Below are 18,165 nucleotides of genomic sequence, written 5' to 3'. Positions count from 1 at the left end.
TGTTGTTCAAAGAGCTGGCGTTTAGAAATTAACTAAGCGTGTCGATGCCCATAGATAGGGCCACAAGCTGCTCTCAACCTTTTATATTTAGTAGCTTGTCATATGAGTGTTTGATAGCACTCAAAAATGTAAAGGAGATACAACGATGGGTACTAAACTCAAAAAGACCCTAGGGTTTTGGTCTTGTTTCGCGGTTGCAGTCGGTTGTGTAGTTGCTTCGAGTACGTTAGTTTCACTGGGACAAGGCATGGGTATCGCAGGCGGTGGCTTTGTTATCGCAATGATAGCAGCTTGGTTGTTGCAACATTTTTCTGCCCAAAGCTATGCTGAGCTGGCATGTATGATGCCTGCGTCCGGTGGTATTCGCACCTACACGCGTGTTGCGATGGGGGCATTACCAGCAGTGGTAGCCACCTTACTTGGCTACCTGGTGCCAAATCTGTTAGCTGCACCGGCCGAGCTTACCGTTGCAGGAGCAGTGCTAAGCGAAACCTTTTTCCCCAGCCTGTCACCGGTTTTACTCGGGGGACTAATTCTGGGATTTCTAATGGTGATGAACATTGTAGGAGTTGATATTTTTGCTCGCGTGCAGATTGTATTCGCTCTTACCATGATCATTTCGATTGCTCTTTTAGGATTTATCGGGCTAACCGGAATAGGCGCTCTACCAGCCCCGGAAATTGCTGAAATACCATTTAATGCTATGGGCACAGGGGTTTTCAGCTTAACGGCGCTAGCGATTTGGCTGTACATTGGTATTGAGTTTGTAACGCCTTTAGCTCAGGAAACCAAAAAGGCCGAGAAAAATATTCCACGCGCCATGATCGCCGGTCTGGTCGTTATCTTTGCTGTTAACCTTGTATATGGGTTTGCCTCATTGAAATACGTACCAGCCGAGCAGCTTGCCTCTTCGAATCATCCACACGTTGACATGGCACTCGCCGTACTTGGTAAGCCCGGTATGATCTGGATTTCAATCGTGTCAATTTTTGCCAGTGCCAGTACCATTAACACCGTGATTGGCGTTGTTCCACGTATGCTTTATGGTATGGCTTTGAGTCACGAACTCCCTAAAGTATTTCGCAAAATTCACCCAAGATTCAGAACCCCGTGGGTTGGCATCCTGTTTATGTCTGGTGGTATTGCAGCGTTCTTCTTTGGAGGCATTGTTAACTCACCGAACCTGATTGTTTACATTCTGTCTGCGTGTTGTGCCTGGCTATTCTGCTACATCATTGCGCACCTCAATGTCATCATCTTACGGTTCCGATATCCAAAAGCTCGTCGTCCATATAAGGCTAGCTTCTACCCTGTTCCGCAAATTATTGGCTCGTTAGGTATTGGCTATGCCATCTTAAATATTGCCCCAGTGCCAGAAATGGCAGACGCAATCTATAACCTAGTCGGAATCATGGTGGCGTTGGCTCTTGTATATGCTGTTGTCTGGCTGAAATTTGTGGTCAAGCAACCTCTGTTCCAGCCTTTAGGCATCAAAGAAGCTCAAGTTGAGTGGCGAAAAATTAATGATGATCTGGTGCCTACCGGTATCCAAGCCACATTTGTAATTGAACCAGAATCGCATGCTAAAACCGCGTAATCACAGGTATAAATGAATATAGAGGATGACATTATGTTTTTAATTCAAGCTATTATCCGACCAGAAAAAATGGCAGAAGTAACCGACGCATTAGCTGAAGCGGATATTCAAGCACTCACCAAAGTGCCTGTGATTGGTCGAGGTCGTCAGAGTGGTCTTAAGGTTGGCGACATTTGTTACAAAGACCTACCAAAAGAGATGATTATGACTGTTGTCGAAGACTACATGAAAGATGATGCGGTTCAGACCATCATAAAAACAGCTCGAACTGGTGATGGTAATCGTGGTGATGGTCGTGTGTTTGTTATTCCAGTGGCGGAATCCTATAACATCCGTACTGGAGAACAGGACGACGAATAATAGATGGACGTAGGTAGGATTTCATGAGTGCAAAACCTAACACCCTTAGCATGGCGCAGTCAGCCCTTTATAATCATGCATTAGCATTTTCCCCTTATTGGGGAGATGCTGAGCAGTCAGACGAAGGAACGGTACACTTTAGTGGCTTACCCGATGGCCTGGAAACTTTGCAGATTAAACCAGAGTTCAGCAAGCGTTGGATGGGTGGCACGTGTGCAATGAATATTGTTTTTTCCCATAACACGACTCATTCATGTCAGGGGAATATCGTGTTCAAAGGCTGTCGCGGGGGAATGTTTACTGGCAAAACAAGTGGAGATTTTTGCACTCGGCTTCTATCCACTCTGGATGCAGATAATGAACTAAAAAAAATGCTGCTTTCCGTCGATCTTGATAGCTTATCTATCGATGTAAGAGACGGTTCGGTTGAATGTACTTTGACTCCGTATGGAGGAGGTATGGCTTATTTGATTATACCTCCAATCCGAACAGCTATACCTCTACCGTCCGAGCAAATTCTACCCTTGACCCAAGCGATTCAGGCAATCAGCAACCACATTGAGCAAAGTTAGTTCTACACTTTCCTTAAAAGGGCTTGTTGCAAAAAATCAGCTCAAGGTTAAAACTATCATCGTCTGTGGTGATGATTGGTGAGTTCAAGTTCTGCCAGATAGACTGCTGGCGTGCCTTGGGGGATGCTAAGTTCAACATCATTGACTAGCAGCGTCATGTTAGCCGTTCCTAATTTAGCTTGATACTTTGTTGTCTTTTCGACGACTTCAGCTCTGACAAATCCAACTGGCGTTGGTCGTATTGCGGTTTGAAGTTGGCGCCGTTTGGCGAAGAATGTCGATAAACTCAGTCCGTGCTGTTCGCAAAAAACGCGTTGAGTAATATTGCTACTTTCATATTGTTCTAAGAGAGCTTGCCATTCTTGGTTAGAACATCGTTTTGCCATTATAAAATCTCCTTTTGGTTGGAGACTTGATCTTATTATTGGTGCTTGGCGATTAGAATGCGGGGTTTATGATGCGCTTACAGTTTGTCCCTAACAAAACCACGTCAAAACCCACAGCACGGTGAGTGTTTTTGAAGTTTGAGGGGATCGATACGCTTTCCTTGGGGAGCAGCGCTTCATCACCGGCTTGCAAGAGCATCAAACGAGGCTGCTGAATTTGTTAGGAAAGCTGTATGAATTGGTTTATTCTTAAATATGCTGCGGAATCTCGGTTACATCTCAGCTAAGATGGCTTTCCTGTCTTTATTCACCACACAGAAATTGCCACGTTTGGTTCGGCACTTCGAGCAACGCTCGCAATTCACCGGGCGACGATCTCCCTGTTGCCAACGCTTGATCAGATCCGGCTCTGACAACAGGGGACGTGACAGGGCAAAGTAGCTAATATTGGTGTTGGTTGCTAACTGCTCGATGGCGGCGATATCGGTCAGTCCACCCACAGTGATCACTGGGGCGTTGATCTCGCGGCTGATCACATCACCGTAATGAGCAAAATAGCCTTCTGACTGGATCTGATAACCGTCATGGGTTTCACCGACCATGCTGTCGGCCTTACCGTGTACATTACCCGAGACCACAATAGCATCGACCCCCATCGCGTCCAATTGCTTGCAGATAACACGGGTTTCAGCAAAGCTCAAACCACCATCAAAGAACTCACTGGCAGTCAGTTTTACCATAATAGGGAAGTCATCACCGACCGCAGCACGAGTCGCGGCAAAGACTTCAAGCAAGAATCGCATCCGGTTTTCTAGGTTACCACCATACTCATCATCACGACGATTATAATAAGGACTAAGGAACTGGTTAATCAGGTAGGTATGAGCCGCATGGATCTCAACCCCGTCAAAACCAGCTTGTTTAGCGCGCAGACTGGCATTGGCAAAAGCAGTGACGATGTAGTCAATCTCCGCCTTAGTCATTGCCTTACCTTGGGTCTGAGTTCCTTTCTCTGCAACATCACTCGGCGCAAAGATCACCCGCTCACCCACCTGGTAAGTAGTTTTGGTACCGCCATAGGCAAGCTGCATTACTATCTTGCTGCCATGTTGATGCACCAGATCAGTCAGTCTTTGATATTCAGAGATAAACGTATCGCTGTACATTCCAATCATGCCTGCGTTAGGCTTTTCTTCGGCGACAATATTGGCGTAGCCGGTGACAATCAAGCCGACTTCACCCTTTGCGAGCTCCTCATGGATGGCATATAACTTGTTGGTCAGACGGCCGTCTTCTGTTGCCATATTCTCCCATGTTGCCGCGCGAATAAAACGGTTTTTTAGGGTCATCTTGCCAATACGGCTTTCACTAAATAGAGTGCTCAAATCAGATCCTCACAGGTTGGCGGTTCAGGGGAAAGAGATTCATACAAAAAGCCGCTGGTAAAAACAGCGGCCTTTTCTAAAAGTGGTGGAGCTTGAGAGACGTTGACCCTTGATGAGTCATTAACGTTTATCGACTGTCAACAGCGATGATTGACCCACTCTGCCTTCTCTTCGTAGTTTGTGCGCATACTAATGACCTTGCTCTGAGCTGTAAAGCAAAAAATAGGCGTACATTAGCTTAGGTGTAATTCTTGTTGTTATTACTGTTTACTGCGCAGTGACAACGGGTTAGAGAGTGCTAGATGCAAGCACTCATAACGGCTTTATCAGCCGAATTATGCTTGCATCCCTTCAGGATTAGCGGGCTAAGTCGTAACGGTTCTCGTAATCACTTAGGTTGTTACAAGGGAAAGGGAAGTCCTCAATATCGGTACCATTTTGATAAAATGCCCAACCGAGTTTACCCAGTTTCAATTTCCCGTCTTTGGCATCATCTTCGTCCCACTCACAAATGATTTCCTCAATAACACTTTGTGTGTCAGTGAACTCAAGCTCAGAGAGTTGGCCAAGTTCCGCCGCCGTTTTTTCACTATCCCCTAAGATATAGTATTCAGGTAAGCTCACCATGTATCGGGATGCATCAAGAACCACTTTACTGTACTCATCGATAGTGTCAGCGCCCTCTACAGCGATGATGTTGCGCAGTTCTTCGGCCCAGTAGTATTCAAGAAATGGAATCGACTCTGCGCTTCCTTTATGCCAACCTATATCACGCGTGTAGTAAACAAGGGCACGATAGTCATCATTGACTAATCCTTTTGGATTATCTTCATCGGCTTTCCCAAGGTCTTTAGGAAGGTCACTTGGTTTGATTGCTTCGCCGTTATCAAACAGGTAAACATTTTTTGTGTCTTGCATTTTTTGCCAGAATGCGTTCATGTCAATACGTTTGTTCTCGGCATCAAAGGCAAAGTTGTCTGCTACGCGAACTAAAATTTTGGTATCTGGACCACCCTCAGCCATATCATTGAAGCGGCTAAAAGTGTGGTGACCATCGGTCAGATAAAGGGCACCATCAGGACCCACAATCACTGGATTAACCCAGCTCATTATGCGCTCAACACCGTTCTGATCTTCCGAGATCTCACCATCTTCGTTTCGTGGGTCTTTACACACAAAGCTGTCTGGATCATTGAAATCGCTATCTTCATCAAAGTCATCTACAGAATCGCGCAGGCCGTAAGTTTCGCAAAACTCTTCAAATAACTTCTCTTCTTCTAGTTGCCAACGACCCAATTTGTAGTCATTTTGAAGTAAACCCAATGTTTTTTGTGTTGGCATCAAATCACCGACCGTGACCCAGTGAACTTCCCCAGCAGCAAAGCTAAGGTACTCTTCTTTCCCTTTTTCACCTAGGGGTGCTTCTTTGTCGTCAGTACTGCTGTTACAGCCCGCTAACAAAAATCCTGTAATCGTTAATGCCAATGCTGCCTTTTTTATCATATCTCTATACTTCTTAATACTAAACGTGACAGGACTATAAAGAGTGTTTTTGATGGTTTTCTTACAGAAATATTAATTAATTTAGCAATCTCGCCGTAAACCCTCGCCCGATGAGGGCGGGGATATAAGGCGAAAGTGCGATAGCACTTTAAAATAGACAGGCATAATCAAGCAAGTATAATGCTGTATATACATACAGTGTAGTAACTTAAGTGCTAAGAGCAACCAAAGTACGCATTTACCCAACACAGGAGCAAGCTGAGTTTCTAATGGCTCAGTTCGGTGCTGTCCGGTTCGCGTACAACAAAGCTCTGCATTTAAAATCTCACATGTACCACAAGCATGGCGTTGCATTGAATCCTAAAAAGGACATTAAGCCACTGCTTGCTGTCGCCAAGAAATCCCGCAAATATCATTGGCTAAAGCAATATGACTCAATTGCTTTGCAGCAGTCGGTAATCAACCTTCATCAAGCCTTTGATAACTTCTTTAACCCGAAGCTGAAAGCCAAGTATCCCCAATTTAAGCGTAGGCACGGGAAGCAATCTAGTTATCACTGTGTAGGCGTAAAGGTACTTGATGGTGCAATAAAGCTCCCGAAAATTAAGCCTGTAGAGGCGAACATTCACCGTCAGATCGCAGGCAAGGTTAAGAGCATTACTGTCAGCTTGAGCAAGACGGGCAAGTTCTACGCATCTATCCTCGTTGATGATGGTCTGGATGCACCTAACCTGCTCCATACGGTAAACAAAGTTACAGGCATTGATCTAGGTTTGTCTCACTTTGCCATTGAGTCGAGCGGCAAGAAGACAGCCATTCCACGATTTGTAAAACGCGCTGAGAAAAACCTCAAACGCAAGCAGCGTCAGCTATCCCGCAAGGCAAAAGGGAGCGCCAATCGAGCGAAAGCACGATTACTTGTGGCGAAGAGCCACGAAAAAGTGGCTAACGCTCGTGCTGATTTTCAACACAAACTCTCTCGAACTCTCGTTGACGAAAACCAAGCGGTGATAGTTGAGACATTCAAATCAGCCAATATGATGAAAAACCGCAAACTGGCGAAACACGTAGCGGATGCCTCATGGCATAGCTTTGTCGTTAAGCTAGAGTACAAACTGAAAGAGGAAGGTAAGCATCTAGTAAAGCTCGATCAGTGGTACGCCAGCTCTAAAACTTGTCATTGTTGCGGTCATAAAATGGAAGAAATGTCCTTATCGGTTCGCAAGTGGGACTGTCCATCTTGTGGCACAACGGATATAGATCGCGACTTAAATGCCGCCCTGAATATCCGCGACAAAGGCATTCTGGAATTAAAGGCGGTTGGGCAATCGTCTCTGCTTATGGAAGCCGCTTAAGTCTCGATACTATCGAGCAACGGCTAACGAAATAAGAAGCATCGCCCAATAGGGCGGTCAGTAGTCACAAACTAGGTCGTGAATAGGTCATTGGTGTGATTGCTTTACAGCAAGCTGATTTATCCAGTGATGTTGGGAAGAATGTTTTAAATCATGGGCGTTCCTTCACTAATGAGTAAGTTCAAAGAAAGATTCTACCCAACAGAGCAGCAAGCTGAACTACTAGCAAAGTCGTTTGGCTGTAGTCGCTTTGTCTGGAATAACTCTCTCAAGTATCGCACTGACGTATACTATGAGAGCGGTGAATCTATCGCTCATTCAGTTCTGAAAAAACGCTTAGTACCTCTAAAGCTAGAGTTTGAATGGCTCAAAGAAGTATCGAGCGTTATCTTTCAACAGGCTTTGCGCGACCAGCAAGATGCGTTCAAGAACTTCTGGGAAAAGCGAGCCAAGTACCCAAAATTCAAAGCATGACAAGCAATCAATCAGACTGACTAAGGCAGCGTTTAAATAACCTATTATTCATCACAGATAGCGGTGAGAAAGTTGATAATCCTCGCCACACCTAACGCTACGAAAAGAAACTGGCCTACCTAAAGCGTAAACTAACCAAGAAACAAAAAGGCAGTAAGAACCGCGACAAGGCACGCCAGAAAGTAGCACGTCTACATGCCAAAATTGCTGATAGTCGATTAGATAACTTGCACAAGTTGTCTCGCAAACTCATTAACGAAAACCAAGTCGTTTGTGTTGAGTCGTTAGCTGTGAAGAACATGACCCGTAATCCAAAACTAGCAAAGCATATCGCTGATGCTTCATTGGGCGAGTTCGTTCGCCAATTGAAGTACAAAGTGGAATGGGCTAGATGCACTATCGCAGAGATAGACCGCTTCTTCCCTAGCTCAAAGCGTTGTTATGGTTGTGGGTTCGTACATGAATCAATGCAGCACAGAATATAAAAACCGCCGGACTGGCGGGTTAGTCTAGGGAGCGACTGGATCGGGGATTGGAGCAATCCAGTCTAGTGAAAGCGTGATGAACTAGAAATTGTTCTCCTAACGATATGAAAACCCTCGCCCGATAGGGCGGGAAGAAGTCAGTTGCACGGGATGAACACCTGGTCGTTGAGATGCTTCGCATATAGCTCTGGCATCATTCGCATAATTTTTCTGGTGACCCACAAACGGCTTAACGAATTGAGCAGGAATCAACACGACCTCAAATCCATGTTTCTGCGTTTGCCGAGCCCAGTGATGAGAGTGTTTTCAGGAAGCAGACTCAGCTTTTTCATCAAATCACTTCTGGTGATCTTTCTGTTCCATGCCACCTTGTTATCATGAAGTAATGAAGTAATGAAGTAATGAAGTAGGACACAAACTTGAAAGACGGATTTGGTAATATCGATACCAACAACTTTAATGTTCATGATGGATGCTCCTTCGTAATTAAGTGCTAACACCTTAATTCTGGCTCATCGAAGCCGTTAACGGGGGCGTCCATCACATCATTTCGTGTTTGGGTTGCTACTGAATGGTAGGAATTCGAATAAGCCTTGATAAGGTAAATATGATACCACAGAGCATTTCCCACACTGAGTTATTTGTTAGCTTGCGTGCCAAAGTGACACAGCTATTGCTTAATGTGCATTTTAAGACCATAATCTCGATGTGACATTTTGACACAACAGGAGATAACATTATGGCTACCACTTTGCCCCGCATTACCGCTAGAGTTGATGTCGATACACAAGACTTACTAACTAAGGCCGCCGCAATCTCAGGCATGTCTAGCATCAACTCATTTGTTTTAAGCGCTGCTATCGAAAAAGCTAAACAAGTCATCGAACGTGAACAGGCTTTAAAGCTGAGTCAAGCTGATGCTATGTTGCTAATGGAAGCTTTGGATCATCCTGTAACACAGAATGCGAAACTAAAAACTGCTGCCGGGCGATACGAGAACAAAACTCAATGATGAACACGGTACTTCTAGATAAAGCTAAACACGATAGAAACCAGTTCAACTGTGGCATCGAAGCTCTTAATAACTACTTCAAAGTAATGGCGAGTCAGCAAGCAAAGAAAGACAACACAAGAACGTTTGTATTGGAAGATGATAATGACAACTCACAAGTCATCGGCTTTTACACGCTAACAATGACACCAATTGACTTAAAGGTATTGCCCGACAAGTTACAAAAAAAGCACCAGTCTTCCACATCTGGTGGTTTAATTGCCCGTCTCGCTGTCGATGAGCGATTCAAAGGGAAAGGCTTTGGTGAGTGGCTGCTTGTCGATGCACTCAGAAAGCTATTAGCTGCTAGTGACAGCGTTGCATTTCCAGTAGTTATCGTAGATGCTAAAGACGGTGCAAAACATTTCTATGAACGCTATGGTTTTCATTCATTTCAAGACGCTGAAAACAAACTCTTCATTACAATTGCAGATGTGAGAGCAAACTTAGGTTAGTTAACAGTTAGGTTTTGGTAGCTTTAGACAAATTTGGGGGGAAGAGAGCGGGTGACTACTCACCGCCTTTGAGCGGGCGATGAGTAGTCACAGCAGGAAGTTAAACAAATCTCATCCAACCCGTTTGCCAAAAAGCTGATGGCACCGCTGAGGCTGTGCTTGGTGTGGATGAAGCTTACCAACGAGCGATTGCAGCAATTAGAAGGGGTCGTGAATGGCGAGTAAGAACCCAATCAAAGGGTATGTGCGATGCCACATGGCTGATTGCAATCACGTGGCGTCCGTTCATGCGGTGGGAGAACACCGCATATTGAAAGATGGTCAGCCACCTAAAAACAAACTCAATACAGGGCGGTTGTATTACAACTGTCCAAGTTGCGGTTTTCAGCAAGGTAAAGGGGAAACCTTCCAAGATTGGATAACTAGCCATATGAAGGCAATCAAATCGGACTTTGATTAAGTGACCACGTCACCGAAAGAAGCTGACCCGAAGCCGTTACCCAAACTGGTAGTTGAAGTGGCTTCAAACCCAGAGCCAACAAAGCTTGAAGCCAACGAAGTAGCTACACCTAATCCATCACGCCAACGCACTATAACTTACTTGTTAGCCCTCGTTGGCATTATCTCGTTCATCTATATGTTAATGAAACCAAGGAGCACCGCTAATGATGCCAATTACCAAGCTGCCTTAAACGACTTAGCCGAAATCGATACAGAGCAAAGTGGCGAGCCAACCGAAACAGAAGAAACCGAACAGGAAACCATTGATAGTGCCGCCGTTGTCGGTATGACACAAATGGGCTTATTCCTGTCGGAGCAATACCTCTCGAATGCGGCGGGCGTCGATTTCAAGTTTGATGAAGAAGCCAAACAGAAGGCCTTAGAAGCCACCGCACCGCTGGTTGAAAAATACGGGCTAACATGGCTTGGTTGGTTTGAGCAGTACAAAGAAGAGATTCTTTTCGGTGTCGCCAACTTCGGTCTTGGGTTCTCAGGCTTTACCACTACTAAGCGGCTACAAGCTGAAAAAGCCGCTAACGATGCCGCTTTGAAAGGGGGAAAAGATGCGAAAAAAGTCGAAGCCGCTTAGGTTACCTGAGCGAAAAACAGCAATGTTCGGCTACCACCACAACACACCTTGTATGTGGCAACCACGGGCGGTGGCAAGACTAACGCCGTTAAGAAGTTAGATACAGTACCCAAAGGCGCACAAGTGGTTTTCTTTGACCCGTATATCGAATCGAAAGAAGGCAAGTTAGAGGTCGAAATCCAAGAAACCGGCGAACGCGTCAAGCTTGGCCGTAAATTGCTCTACAAGTCTAACAAAGGGACGTTCGGCCGTTTGCTCATTACAGGTGTTGGTCAGGTAGAGCTTGAGCATGGTACCGGTGATTTCACCCCACCTGTAGAAGGTCAGCAATTAGCGGTGCAATCCATGCCAGATGTAACGATTGAAAGCTTGCCGCCAGTGACTATCCAGTCGTTACCACAAGTGAGCATTGCTAATCAGCCAGCAGTGGAAATCGCACCCAATCAACAAGTTACAGCGTCACAAATTCCCGTTATCAGCTTGGCAAGTGGGCAGGAAATCGGCTTCAATACACTGCCAGACGTTCAAATTGCAGCGGGTCAACAGGTGGGCGTAGCGGCATTGCCTGCCGTGACGATTGCAGAAAAACAATACGTGCGCATTGAGTCCATGCCCGTGCAGAAAATCGCGGTGTCGGTGGACATTAAAGTTTGAAACTCGACAATAAAGACTAGAACTATGACAATAAAGTTCGAAACTTTTCGGGCTTTTTTGTCGTAGTTTGCCTTCTACTCTAAGAAGGTTTTGCCCCATTCCAAGCTTGCGTAACAAATACGCGAGTAATACCTATTAGAAATAGCCTTATTTTTACTAATGACTGGTTGTATAGCTTCAATACATGCCTACTTCGACCACTTAGCAACACTTTTGGCTCTTATCTTCATTGTAAGCTCACCACCAACCCTTCTGGTGGGCTGACTTTATTTGAAATATCAAGTATAAGAGTACATACTGTTTTTGTGAGGCACACAGGGAAGCGGGTAACTTTATTATCGAGTTTACGCTGTTCAAATGTGAGTAAGCGGTGAACTATAGGTCGTCGCATGAATGGGCTATTTTCTAAGCGAAAAGTATCGTAGTTTCTTAACTGCCAAGAAGGATAAATATGCGAAGCATAAAGCTATCATCTGGTAATGATTCCAATAGCTATGCTCCATCTATTTTCATTGGAAATTTAATCGAAAAAGAGCTGCCCAATCTGGGCCTTGAAAGCACATTGTTGTCTATCTTGGATAGACAACATAACGCGATTGTTCAATGTGTGAATGGGTTTAGTCAACATCAAATCAACATCTATCAAGCACTTCAAGAGCATGATATTTACCTAAAAACTTACCTCCAACGTAAGTTGGACAATAAATTGGTATATCTTCAAGAAATGCTTCCTTTCAGGCACATCAAGAATGAACCATTTCTAGACATTTTAGTTCCAACTATCGGCTATAATCACAGTTATAGTGGGCTCTATAGGATGCCAGATGGATACACAATGGCTTTGAGTACACACTGTAGTAGTCAACTTACACTAACACAGAGTGTCCAGTTGGGTCAGATATGGGAAGTAATGTGCTGCTGGGCGGACAGCTGGCTTGCACAAAAACACTTAGAAAAAAACTGGGAACGCTATCAGAAAAATGTATTTGATAAGGTTATCTTTGAGAAATTGAGTAATGCAGAGTACCAAGTGTTTATACTATTGATTAAAGGGTTTAATGGTTCGGAAGTTGCTGAAATTAGAGGTGTATCGAAAGAAACGACACGCACCCAAATTAAGCAAATTCTCTCTAAGCTAGGTGCGCGCCATCAAAACCAGCTGATAAGCGAATATTTAAGTAGTAATCCCAGTTTTTATTGGTAATTCTAACTATTACTACTAGTAACAATCACTAGGTAAGTTGCTATCTAAGCTTTCCAGCGAGTCGCCACAGATAGTTTCAACTTGACCGTCGAAATACTCAATTACTCTTGCATAAAAACTATCGTTTTCATGTACTTCCTTTACGAGATAGTTAGTTGACTGAGTATAGTCATAACGCGCCCTTGCCCAGCTTGGAGCGCCATAACTCTGCTCGCTTTCAAAATCGATTTCAATGAAAGCCAATGAGTTAAGTTCTGTCATAGAAATGTTGTTAGGGTTATTACCAAGATCAAAATACCGTTCATACTCGGGGTGAAGTAAATCTGCAGGATATTTTAGGCGAGTTTTGTTGGTTAACAATGAGTTAGTGCGTGTTCGTACACCCAGCACTTGCCTTGATGGGGAAGATGCTAACGTTATGGTTTTGCAATCATCCATATCGATAATGTTATCTTCATGGGCTTGATTCTCAATGCTGTAAGTTAATCCATTACCCATTTGCTTGTACGTTTCATCGTAGGTGCAAGAGTAAGTTCTTGTATCTATGGTTAAATCGTCTAATAAAAAACTGGTTTCTAGCTTGATGGTTCTATCATCATTATAGCTGTAGTTCATAATTTCATGTGTTTCACTGGAAATCACAAAGCTGACATCATCACTATCAACATGATCATACTTGATAATATAGCCATCTTCGGTAGTTATATTTTGATACCTTATGGTATCACCATCATCTACAAAATAACTCACTCGAATATAGGTTGCATCTGGTGTGCTCTCCCGTAGCATTGCTTCACTATTATACGCTTCCTTTAGTTTACTTACTGATTCTTTGGCTTTAGCATGAAGTTCAGTATTACCCGTTGCAATGTAGTCTGAATATAGATTCAATGTTGTTGTAGAGAAAGTCTCTGCCACATTTGATTCTTCTGTTGCAATAATTTGGCTGAGATTTTGCACAACGCTCTCATTATCAAGTAAGTCAGTGCAAGTTGAAACTAGGCCATCAATGTGCAAAGCATCATTTGCTCCATTCCAGATTCTAGTAGTCAGAGGGGTGACATAAATCTCAGAGTTACTTTGGGCAAAGGACAATGGCGGGTAAGTCATTGTGTAAGGTTCAGCGATGGGAATGGCAGGCTCATCACTATCTATTGCACCAATAGGCACAAATGCTACTATTGGAACATGTTTCCAACACGGTTGAGAGCTAGTTTCTGACTCTGAAAATTGAAACGACCCGTCGCTTCCAGTAATGGTGTAAGGCTCATTAGAATCATGTATGGAGTTGAAATTTAAGTCCATAAAAATCTTCGCACCAGATACATAACCATCAATGAGTTTACCCATGACTTCTTCACCTTGCACGGTAGGTGAGTCACTACCGCCACACCCGAATAGAGTGATTGTGCCTAGGCAAATCACGGTAAATTTTATTTTCTGTGAGTAGTTCATAAATACCTCCAATATTCCCTTATAAGTAAGTAGTGGTGTTATTTGGGTACTCACATGTAACGTAGATGATGGCAAGAGACAGTTCATCACCCAAATGGGTGATAGGCGTTATTTGACTCACCTAGATAACAACGCCTAAGGACTCTGCTTTGAGAAGCAATTCTAGTGAAATTGAACACTGCATCAAATGGATTTGCCATACCAAAAGTTATCCGTATGTCGCTAAATTAGCAAAGCACCTGAAACATTTATGTCCAAAAGCGAGTTTCAAACTTTGTTGTCCCACTTTCATTGGATAGCTACGTTGGTTGAGTCTAAGTTTCGATCTTTATTGTCAGCATTGGGTTCTGGTAGCCACGATAGTAACGCACGTCGGAATTAGAAAAGTTTCAAACTTTAATGTCCACCGACACGCGGCTAATCAGTTTGTGGGTATTCGACGCAGCAAGGTATTAGCGTCGGATAAAGTGAGCGTATTCCCACACGAAGTACCGCTTAATGAAGAACGTCAAAAGCTCATTCTCACAGCATCAATCAAATCAAACTGCGCATTATGTGTTCAGAATTATGTTGAGTGGTTTGCCTTGGCCGCAATGCAGTAAAGGGTGGGCGAGAGACTTACTCATTGTCGGTGCCAGCGCGGCACCGTACATGTTAGGAAAGAGAATCGCTTTATAAATGGAGCCCGTAACATAATTCCTGTAATGCGCATTAACTTATGGGCTTGAGTGTCACCTCCTCAATTGATTCACTCAAGTGTTCAAGGTTTACACACTTCCAATTTTCTACATCGTACTTGATAACTTTCGTATTTCTATACCAGTCAAATTGGTGTTCACTTGGTATGTCTTCTTTGTTGATACTAAGAACTACTCTATCTTTTGGTAAGTCTTCATGTTTAAGATCTAAAAATGCAGGTAATGTCGCAACGAACTGTACATTATAATAAGTACCTAGTTGCAGTGATGAGTTCATGTCTTCTTTCTCTTCTTTGGGAACATGAACATATTTTAACAAGTGGAAGTAATGGACTCAAAAACTCGATCCTCCCGAAGGGAAAAGGGCACCCACTGCCGTTTTTGGTCGTGACTACTTCAAATGCCCGAAGCCATAACTCCCCATCAAAGCAATCGCAAAACATCCTTCATCACTTGCTAAACTAGCCTTGCAGAGCATCAAAGCGTTAATGGCGAGTCATCCAACAGGAACCCATTAAACCTTTCGTTTCTTGTTGGCTTTAGTTTCTCCGCACTTCGCTCCTGCGCTTTGCGCCGCTCCGCGAGCGCGGGGCGTAGGTGGGGAGGGCGTAAGCCACTACCTTTAATTACCATGTATGTGGGTTTGTATTTGACTTTTATGGCTGCAATAGAAGGTATTTCTTTAGTTACAATAGTTCAGCCAACTGGTAATGTTGCTGCCGGTCTTTCTTTGTTGCCTGGTAATATTTTTCAGTGTTTTAATATTATGGCTGTCTCTCATATTACCAGTCATGTGTTTTTAATTAAGAGTAAAATAATTAACTTAGCGTCTAAGGGGGCTTTATAATATGTCCTGTTATTTTGTCTATGGAACTTTAGGAGCTGGTAAAGGTATATTTCTAGCGCGTAAGATGAAAGAGTACCTAGCTCGTGGTTCACGTGTCGCTACCAATGTAGACGTGTTTCCTGAAAATCTCTGTCCTAACACAGCAGAGGTCATTAGCCGTGTTCCCTCTGTGTTTCGATTAGAAGACTTAGACCAGTTAGGGCGAGGGTGTCCAGAAGAAGAGAAAAAACAACTTGGTGGGCTTTTTCTTGATGAGGGTGTCTTTTGGTTAAATTCGAGGGATTGGAATCAAAAAGGGCGTAGAGAACTTATCCAAAAGCTCGTGATGATTCGTAAATTAGGTTGGGATATCTATATTGCGGTTCAAGACCCTGAATCTGTTGATAAACAGGCATTGAATGCACTGGGTGAGCACTTCATTTGCTGTACCCGACTCGATCACTTTCGTATCCCTATTTTTTCAACGCTCTATGATTTCTATAAACTCGTTAAGTCAAAAGGGAAACAGCAATCAAGCTCAATATTACCTCATATCAATAGAGCCTCTTACCGTCGAGGGAAATCAAAGCAGGGCAACAAACCGTATTATACCGAAACTTACAGACCGAAAGACTTTTTTGGCACATACGATACGAATCAAATCTTTCAGATCGATATTGAAGATTTTAACGGAAAACAGGTTGATATGCGAGCACCGTTTAGTTATCTATCAGGCCAGACGCTTAAACATTGGTATAGCCAACCGTCAAAGCTTACAGAGAAGCCTAAACACTCATGGTTATATTTTCGCATCATGGCATTGTTTTTCTTTTTTATATCGCCTTTCTATGTTTGGTCGCTCGTTTTACAAGATGAACCTGAATTACCTAAGAGTGCAGCGACAGAACAAAGCACAGTACAAAATAAGGCTCAATCTCAACTCGTTCGTCTCGTGCCTGATTATTTACAAGGGGTTTATATCACAGGGTATGTAATGATTATTAGTGATGATGGTACAGTCACATATGATTACGCATTGCATGATAGATATGACCGTTCTTTTGACTATCTTTATTATGGTTTAACGCTGACTGCGTCATCACCGTGTGATGCTTGGCTTAAGACTTATTCAGGAGAACCCTATAAAATTTCTTGTCGCTTATCACCATCAAAGGACAAACGAGAGTCTAAAATATCGGTATTAAATGATTTCTCTTTGGCGCAATCAACTATCAGTGCGATGGCGAATCTACAATAACACTTGTCTACAATTTAAAACCCAAGTGCGCATTATGGGATAAGAATTATGTTGAGTGGTTTGCCTTGCACGACTTACTAACAGCGCACGAAGTTGGTTTACTGCAAAGGTGTTGTTCCTGCCTCTTATCCTATGACGTCCATAACGAAGGTTTTTCGTTCTCAAAGTCAGTATTAGCTTGCTTTATCTTGTTTTTTCCTTAGTCTGTGTAGCTTTTTGAATATTTAAGAGGTTGTTTTGTCGGAAGGCTTCAAAAAATCTAGTAGGTTAATCTATCAGCTCAGAAAACACACAGAAAATGCTATGAGTCGTGATTGGGGAGAAGAACGTTGTGCTTATGTTGCAGCATTACTTCGTATAAATGATAGCGATCTAGCCGATATTCGTCAGTATATTGCGTTATTCGATCAAGTTGGTGAAAGGTTTATGAATGACTCAATCAATATGAGCAAGCTAGCTATAGAAGATCCAAAGACTAAGAAAGCTTATGGTGAGTTTTTCTCTGACTTGTATTTTGAAGAACTGCAAGAGCTTGTTTATTGTGCCTTTGCTATAGAAAAAGCTCAGACTAGGATATCGAGTATTTACAGTCATGCGTTTCGTCGTTCACTAGATTAGTTAAATTGGGCTCGTGTTAGTTGTTGAAAAGCTCCATCTTTCAATAACTAGCATGAGCAGACAAGCGGAACCATAGCTAAATCAGTAAACAGATGCTAAAAACCGCGCGTCAGCTCGTAAGGATATTTCTAATTTACTCTTACATCAAACTGCGCATATGCCTAATACGTTAATTACGTCAATTTGAAAAATGGTGCAAAAATCAAGCGCCATTTTTTAGATCTTCATCACTTGATTAATGGTGCAAAAATCAAGATCTCAGCTATAATTTATATATACAAAGAGAGGGAATTATGAGCATTTCGAGTAAAGTTAAGGTATTTAAATACGAGCTTAAAAAGATAGAAGATTCTTTTATTGGCGAGAAAAACCCTGAAAAACTACATCGTAAGCATATGATGATAAAGGAATTGTGCATTCGATGTATCGATGATGAGCCTGAGTTCCTTTGTTACTACTCAGCAAAACGTTATCCTGTTCTTGTTCTCAATGATGCAATGTCGTATCTCTTGAATAACAAGCCTAAACATGGTGGTGTTCGTAAGGGTGCAGGTCGCCCAAAAAAAGAAAAAACCGTTCAGGTTCGCATTCCTGAATCTCTTGTTGCTGAAATTTCAAAACTAAAGGATTGTTATCCCAATCTTGATTCTGAAGATAAGTTAGAGATATCAAATCAACTCAAGAACTTAGTACATTTTGCTAGGTTAAATTCTACCCCTTAGTGCGCATTATGTATGTT

At 43.1% G+C, this 18,165-nt stretch carries 20 protein-coding genes and 2 pseudogenes; 16 read left to right on the top strand and 6 right to left on the bottom strand.

Translation table 11 applies throughout. From position 1 onward, the window contains the following. Positions 1–145 precede the first annotated feature (145 nt). From AC6I8U_RS26020 to AC6I8U_RS26010, 3 genes are read left to right on the top strand one after another with little or no spacing between them, the layout of a single operon-like run. On the top strand, positions 146–1,597 hold the full coding sequence (locus AC6I8U_RS26020) for an APC family permease (protein ID WP_498019730.1): 1,452 nt from the start codon (positions 146–148) through the stop codon (positions 1,595–1,597). Positions 1,598–1,630: 33 nt separating this feature from the next. Beyond that, complete coding sequence (locus AC6I8U_RS26015) at positions 1,631–1,957, top strand: P-II family nitrogen regulator (protein WP_498019729.1); 327 nt, start codon at positions 1,631–1,633, stop codon at positions 1,955–1,957. 23 nt (positions 1,958–1,980) lie between these two features. Then, a complete protein-coding gene (locus tag AC6I8U_RS26010) occupies positions 1,981–2,529 on the top strand; it encodes a DUF3156 family protein (protein ID WP_498019728.1) in 549 nt (182 codons plus the stop codon). 56 nt (positions 2,530–2,585) lie between these two features. On the opposite strand, the gene tnpA is transcribed toward AC6I8U_RS26010, so the two are convergent. Continuing rightward, positions 2,586–2,915 carry an IS66 family insertion sequence element accessory protein TnpA gene (gene tnpA, locus AC6I8U_RS26005; protein ID WP_498019727.1) on the bottom strand — a complete coding sequence of 110 codons (330 nt, stop codon included), beginning with the start codon at positions 2,913–2,915 and terminating at the stop codon, positions 2,586–2,588. 86 nt (positions 2,916–3,001) lie between these two features. Here tnpA and AC6I8U_RS26000 point away from each other — a divergent pair. Further along, positions 3,002–3,168, top strand: a pseudogene (locus AC6I8U_RS26000) (IS1634 family transposase); the annotation flags it as partial. A 19-nt stretch (positions 3,169–3,187) separates the two neighbouring features. Here AC6I8U_RS26000 and AC6I8U_RS25995 read toward each other — a convergent pair. Continuing rightward, on the bottom strand, positions 3,188–4,300 hold the full coding sequence (locus tag AC6I8U_RS25995; protein WP_498019726.1) for an NADH:flavin oxidoreductase: 1,113 nt from the start codon (positions 4,298–4,300) through the stop codon (positions 3,188–3,190). Between the two features lie 357 nt (positions 4,301–4,657). Continuing rightward, the gene (locus tag AC6I8U_RS25990; RefSeq protein ID WP_498019725.1) at positions 4,658–5,803 is read right to left on the bottom strand and encodes a ParB/Srx family N-terminal domain-containing protein; all 1,146 of its coding nucleotides are present in this window, start codon (positions 5,801–5,803) and stop codon (positions 4,658–4,660) included. Positions 5,804–6,015: 212 nt separating this feature from the next. Between AC6I8U_RS25990 and AC6I8U_RS25985 the strand changes: the two genes are divergently transcribed. Beyond that, entirely contained in the window at positions 6,016–7,158 is a 1,143-nt protein-coding gene (locus AC6I8U_RS25985) for an RNA-guided endonuclease InsQ/TnpB family protein (RefSeq protein ID WP_498019724.1), read from the top strand. Positions 7,159–7,329: 171 nt separating this feature from the next. Beyond that, positions 7,330–8,102, top strand: a pseudogene (locus AC6I8U_RS25980) (RNA-guided endonuclease TnpB family protein); the annotation flags it as partial. A 263-nt stretch (positions 8,103–8,365) separates the two neighbouring features. Here AC6I8U_RS25980 and AC6I8U_RS25975 read toward each other — a convergent pair. After that, on the bottom strand, positions 8,366–8,584 hold the full coding sequence (locus tag AC6I8U_RS25975) for a hypothetical protein (RefSeq protein ID WP_498019723.1): 219 nt from the start codon (positions 8,582–8,584) through the stop codon (positions 8,366–8,368). Between the two features lie 272 nt (positions 8,585–8,856). Between AC6I8U_RS25975 and AC6I8U_RS25970 the strand changes: the two genes are divergently transcribed. The 6 genes from AC6I8U_RS25970 to AC6I8U_RS25945 all read left to right on the top strand — a co-directional run bounded on the left by AC6I8U_RS25970 (position 8,857) and on the right by AC6I8U_RS25945 (position 12,571). After that, positions 8,857–9,129, top strand: a complete 273-nt coding sequence (locus AC6I8U_RS25970) for a type II toxin-antitoxin system TacA family antitoxin (RefSeq protein ID WP_498019722.1) — start codon at positions 8,857–8,859, stop codon at positions 9,127–9,129. Then, complete coding sequence (locus AC6I8U_RS25965) at positions 9,126–9,623, top strand: GNAT family N-acetyltransferase (protein ID WP_498019721.1); 498 nt, start codon at positions 9,126–9,128, stop codon at positions 9,621–9,623. Before AC6I8U_RS25970 ends, AC6I8U_RS25965 begins: the two co-directional genes overlap by 4 nt. Before the next feature lie 214 nt (positions 9,624–9,837). Then, entirely contained in the window at positions 9,838–10,083 is a 246-nt protein-coding gene (locus AC6I8U_RS25960) for a hypothetical protein (protein WP_498019720.1), read from the top strand. Further along, positions 10,084–10,713 (top strand): hypothetical protein, encoded by a 630-nt coding sequence (locus tag AC6I8U_RS25955; protein WP_498019719.1) that lies wholly within the window; start codon positions 10,084–10,086, stop codon positions 10,711–10,713. A gap of 54 nt (positions 10,714–10,767) precedes the next feature. Continuing rightward, positions 10,768–11,367: a hypothetical protein gene (locus AC6I8U_RS25950; RefSeq protein WP_498019718.1), complete on the top strand. Its 600-nt coding sequence runs from the start codon at positions 10,768–10,770 to the stop codon at positions 11,365–11,367. Between the two features lie 451 nt (positions 11,368–11,818). Then, complete coding sequence (locus AC6I8U_RS25945; RefSeq protein WP_498019717.1) at positions 11,819–12,571, top strand: helix-turn-helix transcriptional regulator; 753 nt, start codon at positions 11,819–11,821, stop codon at positions 12,569–12,571. A 15-nt stretch (positions 12,572–12,586) separates the two neighbouring features. Here the strand turns inward: AC6I8U_RS25945 and AC6I8U_RS25940 are convergent, their stop codons facing one another. Both AC6I8U_RS25940 and AC6I8U_RS25935 read right to left on the bottom strand, forming a co-directional pair. Beyond that, a complete protein-coding gene (locus AC6I8U_RS25940; protein WP_498019716.1) occupies positions 12,587–14,026 on the bottom strand; it encodes a hypothetical protein in 1,440 nt (479 codons plus the stop codon). A 711-nt stretch (positions 14,027–14,737) separates the two neighbouring features. Then, on the bottom strand, positions 14,738–15,001 hold the full coding sequence (locus AC6I8U_RS25935) for a hypothetical protein (RefSeq protein ID WP_498019715.1): 264 nt from the start codon (positions 14,999–15,001) through the stop codon (positions 14,738–14,740). A 381-nt stretch (positions 15,002–15,382) separates the two neighbouring features. Here AC6I8U_RS25935 and AC6I8U_RS25930 point away from each other — a divergent pair, with 381 nt between their 5' ends. The 4 genes from AC6I8U_RS25930 to AC6I8U_RS25915 all read left to right on the top strand — a co-directional run bounded on the left by AC6I8U_RS25930 (position 15,383) and on the right by AC6I8U_RS25915 (position 18,148). Then, positions 15,383–15,571: a hypothetical protein gene (locus AC6I8U_RS25930; RefSeq protein ID WP_498019714.1), complete on the top strand. Its 189-nt coding sequence runs from the start codon at positions 15,383–15,385 to the stop codon at positions 15,569–15,571. A gap of 1 nt (position 15,572) precedes the next feature. Further along, on the top strand, positions 15,573–16,808 hold the full coding sequence (locus AC6I8U_RS25925; protein WP_498019713.1) for a zonular occludens toxin domain-containing protein: 1,236 nt from the start codon (positions 15,573–15,575) through the stop codon (positions 16,806–16,808). Between the two features lie 237 nt (positions 16,809–17,045). Next, positions 17,046–17,426: a hypothetical protein gene (locus AC6I8U_RS25920; RefSeq protein ID WP_498019712.1), complete on the top strand. Its 381-nt coding sequence runs from the start codon at positions 17,046–17,048 to the stop codon at positions 17,424–17,426. A 293-nt stretch (positions 17,427–17,719) separates the two neighbouring features. Then, positions 17,720–18,148, top strand: coding sequence for a basic helix-loop-helix domain-containing protein (locus AC6I8U_RS25915; RefSeq protein WP_498019711.1), 429 nt, complete (start codon positions 17,720–17,722; stop codon positions 18,146–18,148). The last annotated feature ends 17 nt before the right edge of the window (positions 18,149–18,165 follow it).

This window comes from Vibrio sp. KUL80 (assembly GCF_059725495.1).
The sequence above is the reverse complement of the archived record's forward strand: the minus strand, read 5'-3'. Positions and strand labels throughout refer to the sequence as shown.

Coding starts and splice junctions, on each gene's coding strand:
- AC6I8U_RS25930 (WP_498019714.1), top strand. CDS start 15,383: ATGGCTGCAATAGAAGGTATTTCTTTAGTTACAATAGTTCAGCCAACT.
- AC6I8U_RS26015 (WP_498019729.1), top strand. CDS start 1,631: ATGTTTTTAATTCAAGCTATTATCCGACCAGAAAAAATGGCAGAAGTA.
- AC6I8U_RS25945 (WP_498019717.1), top strand. CDS start 11,819: ATGCGAAGCATAAAGCTATCATCTGGTAATGATTCCAATAGCTATGCT.
- AC6I8U_RS25965 (WP_498019721.1), top strand. CDS start 9,126: ATGATGAACACGGTACTTCTAGATAAAGCTAAACACGATAGAAACCAG.
- AC6I8U_RS25925 (WP_498019713.1), top strand. CDS start 15,573: ATGTCCTGTTATTTTGTCTATGGAACTTTAGGAGCTGGTAAAGGTATA.
- AC6I8U_RS25970 (WP_498019722.1), top strand. CDS start 8,857: ATGGCTACCACTTTGCCCCGCATTACCGCTAGAGTTGATGTCGATACA.
- AC6I8U_RS25975 (WP_498019723.1), bottom strand. CDS start 8,584: ATGAACATTAAAGTTGTTGGTATCGATATTACCAAATCCGTCTTTCAA.
- AC6I8U_RS26020 (WP_498019730.1), top strand. CDS start 146: ATGGGTACTAAACTCAAAAAGACCCTAGGGTTTTGGTCTTGTTTCGCG.
- AC6I8U_RS25915 (WP_498019711.1), top strand. CDS start 17,720: ATGAGCATTTCGAGTAAAGTTAAGGTATTTAAATACGAGCTTAAAAAG.
- AC6I8U_RS25940 (WP_498019716.1), bottom strand. CDS start 14,026: ATGAACTACTCACAGAAAATAAAATTTACCGTGATTTGCCTAGGCACA.
- tnpA (WP_498019727.1), bottom strand. CDS start 2,915: ATGGCAAAACGATGTTCTAACCAAGAATGGCAAGCTCTCTTAGAACAA.
- AC6I8U_RS26010 (WP_498019728.1), top strand. CDS start 1,981: ATGAGTGCAAAACCTAACACCCTTAGCATGGCGCAGTCAGCCCTTTAT.
- AC6I8U_RS25935 (WP_498019715.1), bottom strand. CDS start 15,001: ATGAACTCATCACTGCAACTAGGTACTTATTATAATGTACAGTTCGTT.
- AC6I8U_RS25960 (WP_498019720.1), top strand. CDS start 9,838: ATGGCGAGTAAGAACCCAATCAAAGGGTATGTGCGATGCCACATGGCT.
- AC6I8U_RS25990 (WP_498019725.1), bottom strand. CDS start 5,803: ATGATAAAAAAGGCAGCATTGGCATTAACGATTACAGGATTTTTGTTA.